Below are 14,230 nucleotides of genomic sequence, written 5' to 3' on the forward strand. Positions count from 1 at the left end.
GCTGAATCGTGGAGAATCTGATTGCGCTGCTGGTGGCGGCGCCTCTGCTCGGAGCCGCGGTCCTGCTGTGCGGCGGACGTCGGCTGGACGCCGTCGGTCACTGGATCGGCACGCTGCTGGCCGCCGTGTCCTTCGTGATCGGCGTCGTGCTCTTCGCCGACCTGCTCGGCAGCGGTGCCGAGGACCGCACCCTGACGCAGCACCTGTTCAGCTGGATCCCGGTGGAGGGCTTCCAGGCCGACGTCGCCTTCCGGCTCGACCAGTTGTCGATGACGTTCGTCCTGCTGATCACCGGCGTCGGCTCGCTCATCCACCTGTACTCGGTCGCGTACATGGAGCACGACGAGCGCCGCCGCCGCTTCTTCGGCTATCTGAACCTGTTCCTCGCGGCGATGCTGCTGCTCGTCCTCGCCGACAACTACCTGCTGCTGTACGTCGGCTGGGAGGGCGTCGGACTCGCCTCCTACCTGCTGATCGGCTTCTGGCAGCACAAGCCGAGTGCCGCCACCGCCGCGAAGAAGGCCTTCCTGGTCAACCGCGTCGGCGACATGGGCCTGTCCATCGGCATCATGCTGATGTTCCTGTGGTTCGGCACCTTCGCCTTCGGGCCGGTGCTCGGCGGCCACGGGGAGGCCGGACTCGCGGCAGGGGCGGACGAGGGCAAGCTCACCGCGATCGCCCTGATGCTGCTGCTCGCCGCCTGCGGCAAGTCCGCCCAGGTACCGCTGCAGTCCTGGCTCGGGGACGCGATGGAGGGCCCGACCCCGGTCTCCGCCCTCATCCACGCCGCGACCATGGTGACTGCGGGCGTGTACCTGATCGTCCGCTCCGGCGCGATCTTCAACGGCGCGCCCGACGCGCAACTGGTGGTCACCATCGTCGGCGCGGTCACGCTGCTCTTCGGTGCGATCGTCGGTTGCGCCAAGGACGACATCAAGAAGGCGCTGGCCGGCTCGACCATGTCGCAGATCGGCTACATGGTGCTGGCCGCGGGCCTCGGCCCCATCGGCTACGTCTTCGCGATCATGCACCTGGTGACGCACGGCTTCTTCAAGGCCGGGCTGTTCCTCGGCGCCGGCTCCGTCATGCACGGCATGAACGACGAGGTCGACATGCGCCGCTACGGCGGACTGCGCAAGTACATGCCGGTCACCTTCGTCACCTTCGGCCTCGGCTACCTCGCCATCATCGGCTTCCCGGGTCTGTCCGGCTTCTTCTCCAAGGACAAGATCATCGAGGCGGCGTTCGCCAAGGGCGGCACCGAGGGCTGGATCCTCGGCGCCTGCGCCCTGCTGGGCGCGGCCATCACGGCGTACTACATGACGCGCGTGATGCTGATGACGTTCTTCGGCGAGGAGCGCTGGCGCAACGCCTCGACGCCGTCGCCGGCGAAGCCGGACGTGGAGCCCGCCGCCGAGACGCGCGGCGAGTACGAGCCTCCGCACCCGCACGAGTCGCCGCGGCTCATGACGATCCCGATGATCGTGCTGGCCGTCGGATCGGTCGCGGGCGGTGCCTTCTTCAGCATCGGCGACCGCTTCCTGCACTGGCTGGAGCCCATCACCGGGCACGACCACGGCGACGCGCCGATCAGCGCCGGGGTGGTCACCGGGGCGACCGTGGCCTGCATGGTCGTCGGCGTCGCCATCGCCTGGGCGCAGTACGGGCGCCGTCCGGTCCCGGCCGTCGCCCCGCGCGGGTCGCTGCTCACCCGGGCCGCCCGGCGTGACCTGCTCCAGGACGACTTCAACCACGTCGTCCTGGTCCGCGGCGGCGAGCACCTCACGCGCTCCCTGGTCTACGTCGACCACACCCTGGTCGACGGAGTCGTCAACGGCACGGCGGCCTCGGTCGGCGGCCTGTCCGGGCGGATGCGCAAGCTGCAGAACGGCTTCGCGCGCTCGTACGCGGTCTCGATGTTCGGCGGTGCGGCACTCCTCGTCGCCGCGACCCTGCTGATGAGGGCGGTCTGATACCGATGTCCTTTCCCCTGCTGACAGTCACGGCGGCCCTTCCGGCCGTCGGGGCGATCGCCACGGCAGCCGTGCCGGCCGCGAAACGCACCGCGGCCAAGTGGCTGGCGCTGCTGGTCTCGCTGGCCACGCTCGCGCTGGCGATCACGGTCCTGGTCCGCTTCGACCCAGAAGGCGACCGCTACCAGCTCACCGAGTCCCACTCCTGGATCGCGGACTTCGGCGTCCGGTACGAACTGGGCGTGGACGGCATCGCGGTGGCGCTGATCGCGCTGACCGCCCTGCTGATCCCGTTCATCATCCTGGCCGGCTGGCACGACGCCGACCCGCTGGAGACCGGCAGCAGCCGGTGGCGGCCGACGCAGGGCTTCTTCGCCCTGATCCTGGGCGTCGAGGCGATGGTGATCATCTCTTTCGAGGCCACCGACGTCTTCCTCTTCTACATCTTCTTCGAAGCCATGCTGATCCCGCTGTACTTCCTGATCGGCGGCTTCGGGGACCGGGCCCACGAGCACGGTGAGAAGACGGCCGCCACCCAGCGGTCCTACGCGGCGGTGAAGTTCCTCCTCTACAACCTGGCCGGCGGTCTGATCATGCTGGCCGCGGTGATCGGGCTCTACGTGGTCGCCGGGAACTTCTCCCTCGCCGAGATCGCCGAGGCCCGGGCCAACGGTTCGCTGGACATGGCGACCAACACCGAGCGCTGGCTGTTCCTCGGCTTCTTCTTCGCCTTCGCGGTGAAGGCGCCGTTGTGGCCGCTGCACACCTGGCTGCCCAACGCCATGCAGGAGTCCACCGCCCCGGTCGCCGTGCTCATCACCGCGGTCGTAGACAAGGTCGGCACCTTCGCGATGCTCCGCTTCTGCCTCCAGCTCTTCCCGGAGGCGAGCAAGTGGGCGACGCCGGTGATCCTGGTGCTGGCGGTCGTCAGCATCATCTACGGGGCGCTGCTCGCGGTCGGCCAGCGGGACATCAAGCGGCTGATCGCCTACGCGTCGATCTCGCACTTCGGCTTCATCATCATGGGCATCTTCGCGATGACCAGCCAGGGCCAGTCCGGCGCCACGCTGTACATGGTCAACCACGGCATCTCGACCGCCGTGCTGATGCTGATCGCCGGATTCCTGATCTCGCGGCGCGGCTCGCGGCTCATCGCCGACTTCGGCGGTGTGCAGAAGGTCGCTCCGATCCTGGCCGGCACCTTCCTGATCGGCGGGCTGGCGACCCTGTCACTGCCGGGGCTGGCGCCCTTCGTCAGTGAGTTCCTGGTCCTGGTCGGCACGTTCACGCGCTATCCGGTGATCGGGATCATCGCCACCTTCGGCATCGTGCTCGCCGCGCTCTACACGCTCGTCCTCTACCAGCGGACGATGACGGGCCCGGTGAAGCCCGAGGTGTCCGCGATGCCCGACCTACGGGTTCGTGAGCTGGTCGTCGTGGCGCCGCTGGTGGCGCTGCTGATCTTCCTGGGCGTCTTCCCGAAGCCCGTCACGGACATCGTCAATCCCGCGGTGGAGCAGACCATGTCCGACGTACACAAGAAGGACCCCCAGCCTGAGGTGGAGGCGGCCAAGTGAGCGCAACAGCCGTCCACAGCCTGTGGACAACGGCGGCGACGGCGGCCGACCCGATCGCCAAGATCGACGCGCCGAAGATCGAGTACGGGCAGTTGTCGCCCGTTCTCATCGTCCTCGGCGCGGCGATCATCGGAATCCTGGTCGAGGCCTTCGTGCCCCGCAGGTCCCGCTACTACGTACAGATGTTCGTGTCCGTGGTCGCCCTGGTCGCGGCGTTCGCCGCGGTCGTCGCGCTCGCGGCGGACGGGTACGGCACGACCAAGGCCGGCATCGCGGCGATGGGCGCCGTCGCCGTCGACGGACCGGCCCTGTTCCTCCAGGGCACCATCCTGCTGACCAGCCTGGTCGGCCTGTTCACCTTCGCCGAGCGGCGGCTCGACCCGGAGGCGCACGGCAACCGCGTCGACTCCTTCGCCGCGCAGGCGGCGGCCGTACCGGGCAGCGAGAGCGAGCAGAAGGCGGTGAAGGCCGGGTTCACCACCACCGAGGTGTTCCCGCTGCTGCTCTTCGCCGTAGTCGGCATGCTGGTCTTCCCGGCGGCCAACGACCTGCTGACCCTGTTCGTGGCCCTGGAGGTCTTCTCCCTCCCGCTCTACCTGCTGTGTGCACTGGCCCGCCGCAAGCGGCTCATGTCGCAGGAAGCGGCCGTCAAGTACTTCCTGCTCGGTGCCTTCGCCTCCGCGTTCACCCTGTTCGGCATCGCGCTGCTCTACGGCTACGCGGGCTCCATGTCGTACGGCACGATCGCCCAGGTCGTCGACGGCACCGTCCAGAACGTCACCCCGGCGCTCGCCGAGACCATGGGCAACGACGCGCTGCTGCTCGTCGGCTCCGCGCTGATCGTCATGGGGTTGCTGTTCAAGGTGGGCGCGGTGCCGTTCCACATGTGGACGCCGGACGTGTACCAGGGCGCGCCGACGCCGGTGACCGGCTTCATGGCGGCGGCGACCAAGGTGGCCGCCTTCGGCGCCCTGCTCCGCATCCTCTACGTCGTTCTGCCCGGCCTGCGCTGGGACTGGCGGCCGGTGATGTGGGCGGTGGCGATCGTCACCATGCTGGCCGGCGCGATCGTCGCGATCACGCAGACCGACATCAAGCGGCTGCTGGCGTACTCGTCGATCGCGCACGCGGGCTTCATCCTCGCCGGTGTCATCGCGACCACGCCGGAGGGCATCTCCTCCGTCCTCTTCTACCTCGCGGCGTACTCCTTCGTCACGATCGGCGCCTTCGCGGTCGTCACACTGGTGCGCGACGCGGGCGGCGAGGCGACGCACCTGTCCAAGTGGGCCGGGCTCGGTCGCAGGTCACCGCTGGTGGCGGCGGTGTTCGCGATCTTCCTGCTGGCCTTCGCGGGCATCCCGCTGACCTCCGGGTTCTCGGGCAAGTTCGCCGTGTTCAAGGCGGCGGCGGAGGGCGGCGCGGCTCCACTGGTCGTGATCGGCGTGATCTCGTCGGCGATCGCGGCGTTCTTCTACATCCGCGTGATCGTGCTGATGTTCTTCAGCGAGCCGCGCCCGGAGGGCCCGACCGTCGCGGTGCCGTCACCGCTGACGATGACGGCGATCGGTGTCGGAGTCGCGGTGACGGTGGTGCTCGGCGTGGCGCCGCAGTACTTCCTGGACCTGGCCGGTCAGGCGGGGGTGTTCGTGCGCTGACGCGTGCGCTGCGTACGCTCGCCCGGCGGGATCGCGGCGGCCCGGCACCCCAGGAGCAGGGTGCCGGGCCGCCGTCGCGTGCTCTGGGTGCCTACGCGTTGCCAGGACGGGCCTTGATGGCCGTCAGGTCCAGGTCCATCGGGAAGGGCGCACTCACCTTCATGCGTTCGCGGAAGATGCCGACGCTGGTGTAGGCCTCGACGGTGGGCTCGAGCTCGAAGGCATGCACCACCGCAAGACCCTTCTCGCTCTCGACCCGCCAGTAGTGCGGGATCTTCGCCCTGGCGTACTTCAGAGGCTTGGTCTCGCGGTCTCGGGAGACCGATTCGGTGGAGACCACCTCGACTGCCAGCAAGACGGCCGATGACGGAAACCGGGTCTGGGCCGACTCCGTCCAGGCGTCTGCCCGAAACACGATGACGTCCGGCTCCGGCCTGTTCTGCGCGTCGATGTCGATCGTGAACTCACGGAAGACCTCGAACTCGGCAGGTGCCAGCGACTGCAACTGCCACTTGAAGAAGTCGACAGCTCGTTCATGAAAGGCGGTCTGCGGACTCACGAAGACGAGGCTCCCGTCGATCAGCTCCGTATGCGGCGGCAGGTTCGGAAGCCGGTCCAGGTCGTCTGCGGTCCAGCCGCCCTCCGGCGGGATCGGCCAGGTGGGCTCGGACGCCTTCGGTGCGACGCTCATCAGTGCTCCCATGGGACGGAGTCTCGCGGGTGCAATCAGACTATCCGCCGGAAACGGGCGCGGTCTCCCGCGAACGTGTGAACGACTGTCGCGCCCTTGACGCGGTGGCGGTCGCGATGGCAGGCGAGCCTGTGGATAACTCCGAGGCTGTCGGCGCGGACCCCTATCGTTGAGGCAGTGGTCGGGACAGGACGGGCCAGAAGGACCTGACAGACAAGACTGGCGAGGCAGGGCGTACGGGGGACGGGACGATGGGCGGGACGGGCGTGATCGGCGAGATGGCAGAGGCGACAGAGGTGGCAGGGGCGGCAGGGGCCGGGCGGCTGGACAGCGAGACGCGGGCCACCCTGCATCGGGTCTTCGGGTACGAGGCATTCCGCGGCGAGCAGGAAGCGGTCGTCGACCACGTGGTGGCGGGCGGCGACGCCGTCGTGCTCATGCCGACCGGCGGCGGCAAGTCGCTGTGCTACCAGATTCCGGCCCTGGTCAGGCCCGGCACGGGCATCGTGGTCTCGCCGCTGATCGCGCTGATGCAGGACCAGGTGGACGCGCTGCGGGCGCTCGGCGTGCGGGCCGGGTTCATGAACTCCACGCAGGACTTCGACGAGCGACGCGTGGTGGAGGCCGAGTACCTGGCCGGTGAGCTGGACCTGCTGTACCTGGCGCCCGAGCGGCTGCGTCTGGAGAGCACCCTCGACCTGCTCTCCCGCGGCAAGATCTCCCTCTTCGCCATCGACGAGGCGCACTGCGTCTCCCAGTGGGGCCACGACTTCCGGCCCGACTACCTCGCGCTGTCGCTGCTCGGCGAGCGCTGGCCGGATGTGCCCCGGCTCGCGCTCACGGCGACGGCCACCGACGCGACCCACCGCGAGATCACCGAGCGGCTGAACATGCCGACGGCGCGGCACTTCGTGGCCAGCTTCGACCGGCCCAACATCCAGTACCGGATCGTGCCCAAGTCCGACCCCAAGAAGCAGCTGCTGAGCTTCCTGCGCGAGGAGCACCCCGGGGACGCGGGCATCGTGTACTGCCTCTCGCGCAACTCCGTCGAGAAGACCGCCGAGTTCCTCTCGCGCAACGGTGTCGAGGCGGTGCCGTACCACGCGGGCCTGGACGCGGGCACCCGCGCGGCGCACCAGTCGAGGTTCCTGCGCGAGGAGGGCCTGGTGGTCGTGGCGACCATCGCCTTCGGCATGGGCATCGACAAGCCGGACGTGCGGTTCGTCGCCCACCTGGACCTGCCCAAGTCGGTCGAGGGCTACTACCAGGAGACCGGACGCGCCGGCCGGGACAGGCTGCCGTCGACGGCCTGGATGGCGTACGGCCTCAACGACGTCATACAGCAGCGCAAGCTGATCCAGTCCGGCGAGGGCGACGAGGCGTTCCGCCGCCGGGCCCAGTCCCACCTGGACGCGATGCTCGCCCTGTGCGAGACCGCCCAGTGCCGCCGCGGCCAGCTCCTCGCCTACTTCGGACAGGACCCGGACCAGGCCGGCTGCGGGAACTGCGACACCTGCCTGACGCCGCCCCAGACCTGGGACGGCACGGTCGCGGCCCAGAAGGTGCTGTCGACGGTCGTGCGGCTGAAGCGGGAGCGTGGACAGAAGTTCGGCGCCGGGCAGATCATCGACATCCTGTTGGGCAAGCGCACCGCCAAGGTGATCCAGTTCGACCACGACCAGCTCTCCGTGTTCGGCATCGGCGAGGAGCTGAGCGAGGGCGAGTGGCGCGGTGTCGCCCGGCAGCTGCTGGCCCAGGGGCTGCTCGCGGTCGAGGGGGAGTACGGCACGCTGGTGCTGACCGAGACCAGCGGCGAGGTTCTGCGGCGGGAGCGGGAGGTGCCGCTGCGCAAGGAGCCCAAGAAGCCGGCCACGGCCAAGGCGGCGGGCGGCGGCCGCGGCGACCGCAAGGCGAAGGCGGCCGTGGCCGAACTGCCCGCGGAGCTGCTCCCCGCCTTCGAGGCGCTGCGCGCCTGGCGCGCGGAACAGGCCCGCGAGCAGGGCGTCCCGGCGTACGTCATCTTCCACGACGCCACCCTCCGGGAGATCGCCACCGTGTGGCCCACCTCGGTCGGGCAGCTCGGGGGGATCAGCGGGGTCGGCGAGAAGAAGCTGGCGACGTACGGGGAGGGTGTGATCGAGGTGCTGGCGGGACTGGACGGACCGGCCGCCGCCGGCACGCCCGCGCCACCGGCACCGTCGACCGACCCGGGCACCGGCCCTGGCTCAGGCACCGGTCCCGGTTCGCATTCCGGCGCGGACGACTGGCCCGAGCACGAACCGGAGCCCGAGCCCGACGACTGGATATAGGCGACTGGACGCAGGGGGCTCGCCGGGGAGGCTTCCGCGTCCGGGGGGTCACAGCGCCCGGGTCGCGTAGGCCCTGACATCGGCGTCCGTGTCGCTGGTGACGGTCGCGAGCGCCGTCCGGGCGTCCTCGGTGGTGGCAGTGTGCCGGGTCAGGGCCAGGACGGCCGCCTTGCGGACGTCGGCGTTCGGATCGGCGAGAGCCTTGGCGAGGACGGGGACCGCCCTGTCGGAGCCCGCCGCGGACAGCGCGGTGGCCGCGCCGGCCCGTACCTGCCAGGCGGGGTCGGACAGCGCGGTGACCGCCCGTGCCGCCAGTGAGACGGGGCAGCCCGTCTGCGCCAGCGCCGCGAAGGCGGCACCGCGGACCAGAGCATCGGGGTCCTCGGTGAGCCGGTCGAGAGCGCTGCCGGTGCCGGGCGTCGCCCGCAGTGTCCCCAACGCCTTGGCGACCGTGACCCGTACCTCGCGGGAGGGATCCTCGGCGGCCGGGGCGAGCGACTCCGCGGCGTCCAGCGAGACCAGCCCGCGCACCGCCTCGACGCGCACCGACGTGTCGCGGTCGCCGAGGGCCGCGGCGAACGTGCCGACGCTGCCCAGCCGCAGGACGCGCAGCAGGTCGAGCGCGGTGGCGCGGACCACGGCGTCGGGCTGGGCCAGCGCCTCGACGAGCGGTTCGCCCAGGGCCGGTTCGGGGGTCAGCGTCTCGACCAGTTCGAGCAGGGAGGCGGCCGCGGCGGCGCGTACCTCGCCGTCGGGGTCGGACAGGGCGGCGGCGAGCGCCGGGCCGGTCCCGGTCGGCACGGTCTCGGTGAGCACGGTGACCGCCGTGCGCCGGACGGTCGGTTCCGGGTCGGACAAGTAGGGGCGGAGGGTGGAGAGTTCGGGTTCGTCCTCGGCCAGGGCCAGCAGTTCCAGCAGCCGGGGGGAGCCGGTGGCGGTGGGCTCGGCGGCGTCATGGCCGCCGTCGCCCGCGACGGGCGCGGGGGGCGTTCCCGTGGCGAGGGGCGCGGCATCACGGGCCCCGGCCGTCGCCACCTGTTCCGGATGCACCTCGCCGAGGTGCCGGGAGGGGCCGCCGACCGGCGTGAACTCGTCGATCGGAACCAGATAGGGAGCCACGGGACGTGCCGTGAACTCCATCGCACCCAAGGGGGACTTGTGCAGATCGAGGTGGTGGAACCAGGAGGCGTCGTCGCGCTCGGGGATGTCGACGCGCTCGTGGTAGAGGCCCCAGCGGGACTCCGTGCGGGCCAGCGAGGCCCGGGCGGCCATCTCCGCGCAGTCGCGGATGAAGGTGACCTCGGCGCAGCGCATCAGCTCGTGCGGGGTGTGGGCGCCCATGGCCGCGATGTCCGCGCGCATCCGCTCGAACGACTCCAGGGCGAGCGACAGCCGCGCGCCGGACTTCGGCGGAGCCACGTAGTCGTTGACGAAGCGGCGCAGCTTGTACTCGACCTGGGTCTGCGGCGGGCCCTCGGGGTTGCGCAGCGGCCGGTAGACCAGCTCGTGCGCCTCGCGCAACTGCTCGGGCGGCAGCTCGCCCGCGTACGCCGAGTACTGGGCGGCGTCCGCACCCGCCAGGTCGCCGAAGACGAACGCCCCGATCATGTAGTTGTGCGGCACACAGGCCAGGTCGCCGGCCGCGTAGAGGCGGGGGACGGTGGTGCGGGCGTGGTCGTCCACCCGGACGCCCGAGGCGGAGTGGCCGCCGCACAGACCGATCTCGGAGATGTGCATCTCGACGTCGTGGGTGCGGTAGTCGTGCCCGCGGCCCGCGTGGAAGGTGCCGCGGGTGGGGCGCTCGGTGGAGTGCAGGATGGACTCCAGGGCGGAGACCGACTCCTCCGGGAGATGGCTGAGCTTCAGGTACACCGGGCCGCGGTCGCTGGCGACCTCAGCGGCGAACTCGGCCATCATCTGGCCCGACCAGTAGTCGGAGTCGACGAAGCGTTCGCCGTGCCGGTTGACCTGGTAGCCGCCGAAGGGGTTGGCGACGTAGGCGCAGGCCGGCCCGTTGTAGTCCTTGATCAGTGGATTGATCTGGAAGCACTCGATGCCGGTCAGTTCGGCGCCCGCGTGGTAGGCCATGGCGTAGCCGTCACCGGCGTTGGTGGGGTTCTCGTAGGTGCCGTAGAGGTAACCGGAGGCGGGCAGGCCGAGCCGGCCGGCCGCCCCGGTCGCGAGGATCACGGCGCCCGCGCGGACGGTCACGAACCGCCCCGTGCGGGTGTTGAAGCCCGCGGCGCCCACCGCCCGGCCCTGGGCCGTCAGGACTCGCACCGGCATCACGCGGTTCTCGATGCGAATCCGCTCCCGCATCTCGCGGCGCCGCAGTTGCCGGTACAGGACCTTCTTGACGTCCTTGCCCTCCGGCATCGGCAGCACGTAGGAACCGGACCGGTGCACCTGGCGGACCGCGTAGTCGCCGTGCTCGTCCTTCTCGAACTTCACCCCGTACGACTCCAGCCGCTGGACCATGGCGAAGCCGCGGGTGGCGGTCTGGCGGACGGTGGACTGGTCGACGATGCCGTCGTTGGCGCGGGTGATCTCGGCCACGTAGTCGTCGGGTTCGGCGCGGCCGGGGACGACGGCGTTGTTGACACCGTCCATGCCCATGGCGAGGGCGCCGGAGTGGCGGACGTGGGCCTTCTCCAGCAGCAGTACGTCCGAGCCGTGCTCGGCGGCGGTCAGCGCGGCCATGGTGCCGGCGGTACCGCCACCGATGACGAGGACGTCGCAGGAGAGTTCTTCGGCGTCGGTGAGGGCGGGGATCTCCACCAGAGGGCCTTTCAGGTGCCGAGGGATGTCAGGACGTCGCGCCGCAGCGCCACCCGCGTCGGGTCGTCGTGCGCGGTGCGGTCCCGGGGCCGGGGCACGTCGCGTACGGCGGTGAGGCGGCCGGCGCCGAGCAGGGCGACGCGGTCACCGAGGAACAGGGCCTCGTCCACGTCGTGGGTGACGAAGACGACGGTGGCGCCCGTGCCGTGCAGTACCTCCACCAGCAGGTCCTGCATGCCGGCGCGGGTCTGGGCGTCGAGGGCGCCGAACGGCTCGTCCATCAGGACGGCACGCGGGCGTCCGGCCAGCGCGCGGGCCAGCTGGGCGCGCTGGCGCTGGCCCCCGGAGACACGGTGGGGCAACTGCCGGGCCTGCGCGGCGAGTCCGACCCGCTCCAGCCAGGCCGCGGCCTGCTCGCGGCGTTCGATGCGGGGCAGGCCCTGGATGGCGAGGGGCAGTTCGACGTTGGCGCGCAGGGTGCGCCAGGGCAGGAGGGCGTCCTCCTGGAAGACCAGTGCGCGGTCGGCGCCGGGCCCGTGGATCGGGTGTCCGTCCTGCTCCGCTGTCCCGGCCAGCGGGGGCAGCAGCCCGGCCAGGGTGCGCAGCAGCGTCGACTTGCCGCAGCCCGAGGGGCCGACCACGGTGAGGATCTCGCCGGGGGGCACGTCGACCTCCACACCGGTCAGCGTGACGGCGTCCGGGCGGCCGAGGGCGGCGTCGCGCAGCGCGAGCCGGGTGCCGCGCGGGGACGTCCCCGCTCCGGCCGACCGTCCGGCCCTGACGGTGGTGCTCCCGGGCCCGCCGCCGGACACGGTCGCGGCCTGGGTCAGGGTCGCGGCCTGGGTGTCAGTACCGGTCCCAGTACCGGTCCCAGTCCCGGTCCCAGTCCCGGTCCCAGTCCCGGCCCCAGCACCGGCCCCAGCACCGGCCCCAGCACCGGTCCCGGTCCCGGCTCTGGCCCCGGCCCCGGTCTCCGTCCCGTTCTCAGTCTCGGACGAGGTGCTCATCGCGTGCCTCCTCGGGCTGGGCGTCCTTGCGTACGGCGGTGCGGGCGGGCGGTGGCGCCGCGCCGGCCCGCGCGGTCTTCGGACGGGGGGCGGGGACGTGCGCCGTGCGGGGCAGCCAGCGGGTCAGGCGGCGGCCCAGCAGTTCCACGGCCGTGGAGGTCAGCCAGCCGAGCACGCCGATGGTGGCCATGCCGACGAAGACGCCCGGGTAGTCGACGACCGTGTAGTCCTGCCAGGTGCGGTACCCGACGCCGTACTGGCCGGAGATCATCTCGGCGGAGATCACGCAGATCCACGAGACACCGATGCCGACCGACAGACCACCGAAGACGCCGGGCAGCGCGCCCGGCAGGACCACGGAGGCGAGGACCCGCCACCGGCCACCGCCCATCGTGCGTACCGCCTCCTCCCACACGGGGGTCAGCGCGCGTACCGCGTGCCGGGTGGAGACCAGGACGGGGAAGAAGGCGGCGGCGCAGGTGATGAAGACGATGCCCTGCTCGTTGGAGGGGAAGAGGAGGATCGCGACCGGGACGAGGGCGATGGCCGGAATGGGCCGGATCACCTCGAGGACCGGGCCGAGCAGGTCCTCGGCGAGTCGCGAGCGCGCCACGAGCACGCCGGTGGCGACGCCCAGGACGGCAGCGAGCAGGAAGCCGGTGAGGATGCGGGTCAGACTGTCGGTGAGGTCCGTCCAGTAGTCGGGCCCCGCCAGCCGGTCGGCGAAGGTGTGGGCCACGTCGGTGACGGTGGGGAACTGCGACAAGCGCAGCCACAGGTCGATGTCCTGGCTGGTCAGCAGCTGCCACAGGCCCAGAGCGACGGCGAGCGAGGCGATCCGCAGCGCGTAGCGGGCGTACCGGATCACGACGCCCGCTCCAGTGCCTCGGCGTATGTGACGACGCGCGCTCCGCCGTGCCCGGCGACGTACGTCTTCGCGGTCTCCGGCGCGACGAAGGGCAGCAGTTCGGTGCCGTCTGCCACCCACACCGCCTGGTCGGCGAACCACAGGGTGCCGGTGGTCGCGTCGGGGACGTAGGCGGCGCGGACCTCGCCGCGATGAGCGGCCACGTGCTTCAGCAGCGCGGCGGGAGAGGCGAAGGGGAGGGTCTTCCGCGCGCCCTTGGGCCAGACCTCGCCGGCCGGTTTCGGGGGCGTGGCGGCGAGCCGCTCGGCGTACTCGGCGGGGCCGAGCGCCTTCTTCACGTACCGGTCGTCGACGAAGGCGTCCACGTCCACGTCGCCGGTGAGCTTCGCGTCCTTGAGGATCGACACGTCCTTCTTGAGGGCCGCGACGAGCTGGGGCTTGATCGCCGGGTCGAAGGTGGCGATGCCCTGGGCGCCGTTGTAGAGGTAGACGGCCTCGGCGGGCAGGCCGGTGGCCTTCGCGACCTTCTCGGCGGCCGCCACGGGGTGGGCGTCGAGGTAGTCGGTCGCCTGAGTCTGGGCCTTGAGGAAGGCCTCCAGCACGGCGGGGCGCTTCTTCGCGAAGTCCTCGCTCGCGGTGACGCCGTGGAAGGTGGGCAGGTTCAGCTGCGCGCCGTCGTACAACGCCTTCGCCTTGCCCTGCTGGGCGAGCAGACCGGGCCAGGCGACGAACTGCGACAGGGCGTCCGCGCTGCCCGAGGCCAGGGCCGAGGCGCCCACCGCGGGCTGCTGGTTGAGCTTCTCGATGTCCTTGGCGGCGTCGAGGCCGACGCGTTGCAGGGCACGTACGAGGGTGCCGTCGGCGGCCGAGCCGACGCTCGTCGAGACCTTCTTGCCCTTGAGGTCCTTGAGGGAGCTGAGAGAGGAGCCGGGTGCGGTGACGATGGTGTTGAGGCCGCCGCGGAGGTTGTAACCGGTGATCGAGACCAGGCGGGTCGGCTTGTCGAGCTGCTTGCCGCGGGCCGCGTTGATGAGCAGCGGGAAGTCGCCCATCGAGCCGATGTCGATCTTCCCCGCGGTCATCTGGGCGGTGATGGGGGCGCCGGTCGCGTAGTCCTGCCAGTCCACCTTGTAGGTGACGCCGTCGCCCAAGGAGTTGAGCTGCTTCTCGAAGTAGCCGAGGGAGCGCAGGAGGGTGCCGGCGGTGACCGTGTTGATCGTCCTGGACTGGTAGCCGACGGTCACGGTGACCGTGGAGCCGTCTCCGTCGGCGGACGCGTCGCCGCCGCAGGCGGTGAGGGAGAGGAGCAGGGCGGCGGTGGCCGCGGACGCGGCGACGGGGAGTGCGGGGTGTTTCGGTTTCATGGGAGTCG

9 protein-coding genes are annotated in these 14,230 nt (G+C 71.1%); 4 read left to right on the forward strand and 5 right to left on the reverse strand.

Going from position 1 to position 14,230, the window contains the following annotated elements:
- The first annotated feature begins 8 nt into the window (after positions 1 to 8).
- From nuoL to nuoN, 3 genes are read left to right on the forward strand one after another with little or no spacing between them, the layout of a single operon-like run.
- Positions 9 to 1,973, forward strand: a complete 1,965-nt coding sequence (gene nuoL, locus ACGH7X_RS22750) for an NADH-quinone oxidoreductase subunit L (RefSeq protein WP_399887391.1) — start codon at positions 9 to 11, stop codon at positions 1,971 to 1,973.
- A gap of 5 nt (positions 1,974 to 1,978) precedes the next feature.
- On the forward strand, positions 1,979 to 3,550 hold the full coding sequence (locus ACGH7X_RS22755; protein WP_399887393.1) for an NADH-quinone oxidoreductase subunit M: 1,572 nt from the start codon (positions 1,979 to 1,981) through the stop codon (positions 3,548 to 3,550).
- Positions 3,547 to 5,205, forward strand: coding sequence for an NADH-quinone oxidoreductase subunit NuoN (nuoN, locus tag ACGH7X_RS22760; protein ID WP_399887395.1), 1,659 nt, complete (start codon positions 3,547 to 3,549; stop codon positions 5,203 to 5,205). The genes ACGH7X_RS22755 and nuoN overlap by 4 nt, the downstream gene beginning before the upstream one ends.
- A 91-nt stretch (positions 5,206 to 5,296) precedes the next feature.
- Here nuoN and ACGH7X_RS22765 read toward each other — a convergent pair whose 3' ends face one another.
- Positions 5,297 to 5,896 (reverse strand): Uma2 family endonuclease, encoded by a 600-nt coding sequence (locus ACGH7X_RS22765; RefSeq protein WP_399887397.1) that lies wholly within the window; start codon positions 5,894 to 5,896, stop codon positions 5,297 to 5,299.
- Positions 5,897 to 6,147: 251 nt separating this feature from the next.
- On the opposite strand from ACGH7X_RS22765, the gene recQ reads away from it, so the two are divergent.
- Positions 6,148 to 8,205 (forward strand): DNA helicase RecQ, encoded by a 2,058-nt coding sequence (recQ, locus tag ACGH7X_RS22770; protein ID WP_399887399.1) that lies wholly within the window; start codon positions 6,148 to 6,150, stop codon positions 8,203 to 8,205.
- Between the two features lie 48 nt (positions 8,206 to 8,253).
- On the opposite strand, the gene ACGH7X_RS22775 is transcribed toward recQ, so the two are convergent.
- The 4 genes from ACGH7X_RS22775 to ACGH7X_RS22790 all read right to left on the reverse strand — a co-directional run bounded on the left by ACGH7X_RS22775 (position 8,254) and on the right by ACGH7X_RS22790 (position 14,222).
- Entirely contained in the window at positions 8,254 to 10,983 is a 2,730-nt protein-coding gene (locus ACGH7X_RS22775) for a fumarate reductase/succinate dehydrogenase flavoprotein subunit (RefSeq protein WP_399887401.1), read from the reverse strand.
- 11 nt (positions 10,984 to 10,994) lie between these two features.
- Positions 10,995 to 11,708 (reverse strand): ABC transporter ATP-binding protein, encoded by a 714-nt coding sequence (locus ACGH7X_RS22780; protein WP_399897264.1) that lies wholly within the window; start codon positions 11,706 to 11,708, stop codon positions 10,995 to 10,997.
- Between the two features lie 259 nt (positions 11,709 to 11,967).
- Positions 11,968 to 12,858, reverse strand: a complete 891-nt coding sequence (locus ACGH7X_RS22785) for an ABC transporter permease (RefSeq protein ID WP_399887403.1) — start codon at positions 12,856 to 12,858, stop codon at positions 11,968 to 11,970.
- On the reverse strand, positions 12,855 to 14,222 hold the full coding sequence (locus tag ACGH7X_RS22790; RefSeq protein WP_399887405.1) for an ABC transporter substrate-binding protein: 1,368 nt from the start codon (positions 14,220 to 14,222) through the stop codon (positions 12,855 to 12,857). The genes ACGH7X_RS22785 and ACGH7X_RS22790 overlap by 4 nt, the downstream gene beginning before the upstream one ends.
- Positions 14,223 to 14,230: the final 8 nt, after the last annotated feature.

The organism is Streptomyces sp. BBFR51, assembly GCF_044591655.1.
GTDB lineage: Bacteria > Actinomycetota > Actinomycetes > Streptomycetales > Streptomycetaceae > Streptomyces.

Bases quoted from the DNA above. Each gene is read 5' to 3' on its own strand.
- ACGH7X_RS22755 (WP_399887393.1), top strand. From the start codon at position 1,979: ATGTCCTTTCCCCTGCTGACAGTCACGGCGGCCCTTCCGGCCGTCGGG.
- ACGH7X_RS22765 (WP_399887397.1), bottom strand. From the start codon at position 5,896: ATGAGCGTCGCACCGAAGGCGTCCGAGCCCACCTGGCCGATCCCGCCG.
- recQ (WP_399887399.1), top strand. From the start codon at position 6,148: ATGGGCGGGACGGGCGTGATCGGCGAGATGGCAGAGGCGACAGAGGTG.
- ACGH7X_RS22790 (WP_399887405.1), bottom strand. From the start codon at position 14,222: ATGAAACCGAAACACCCCGCACTCCCCGTCGCCGCGTCCGCGGCCACC.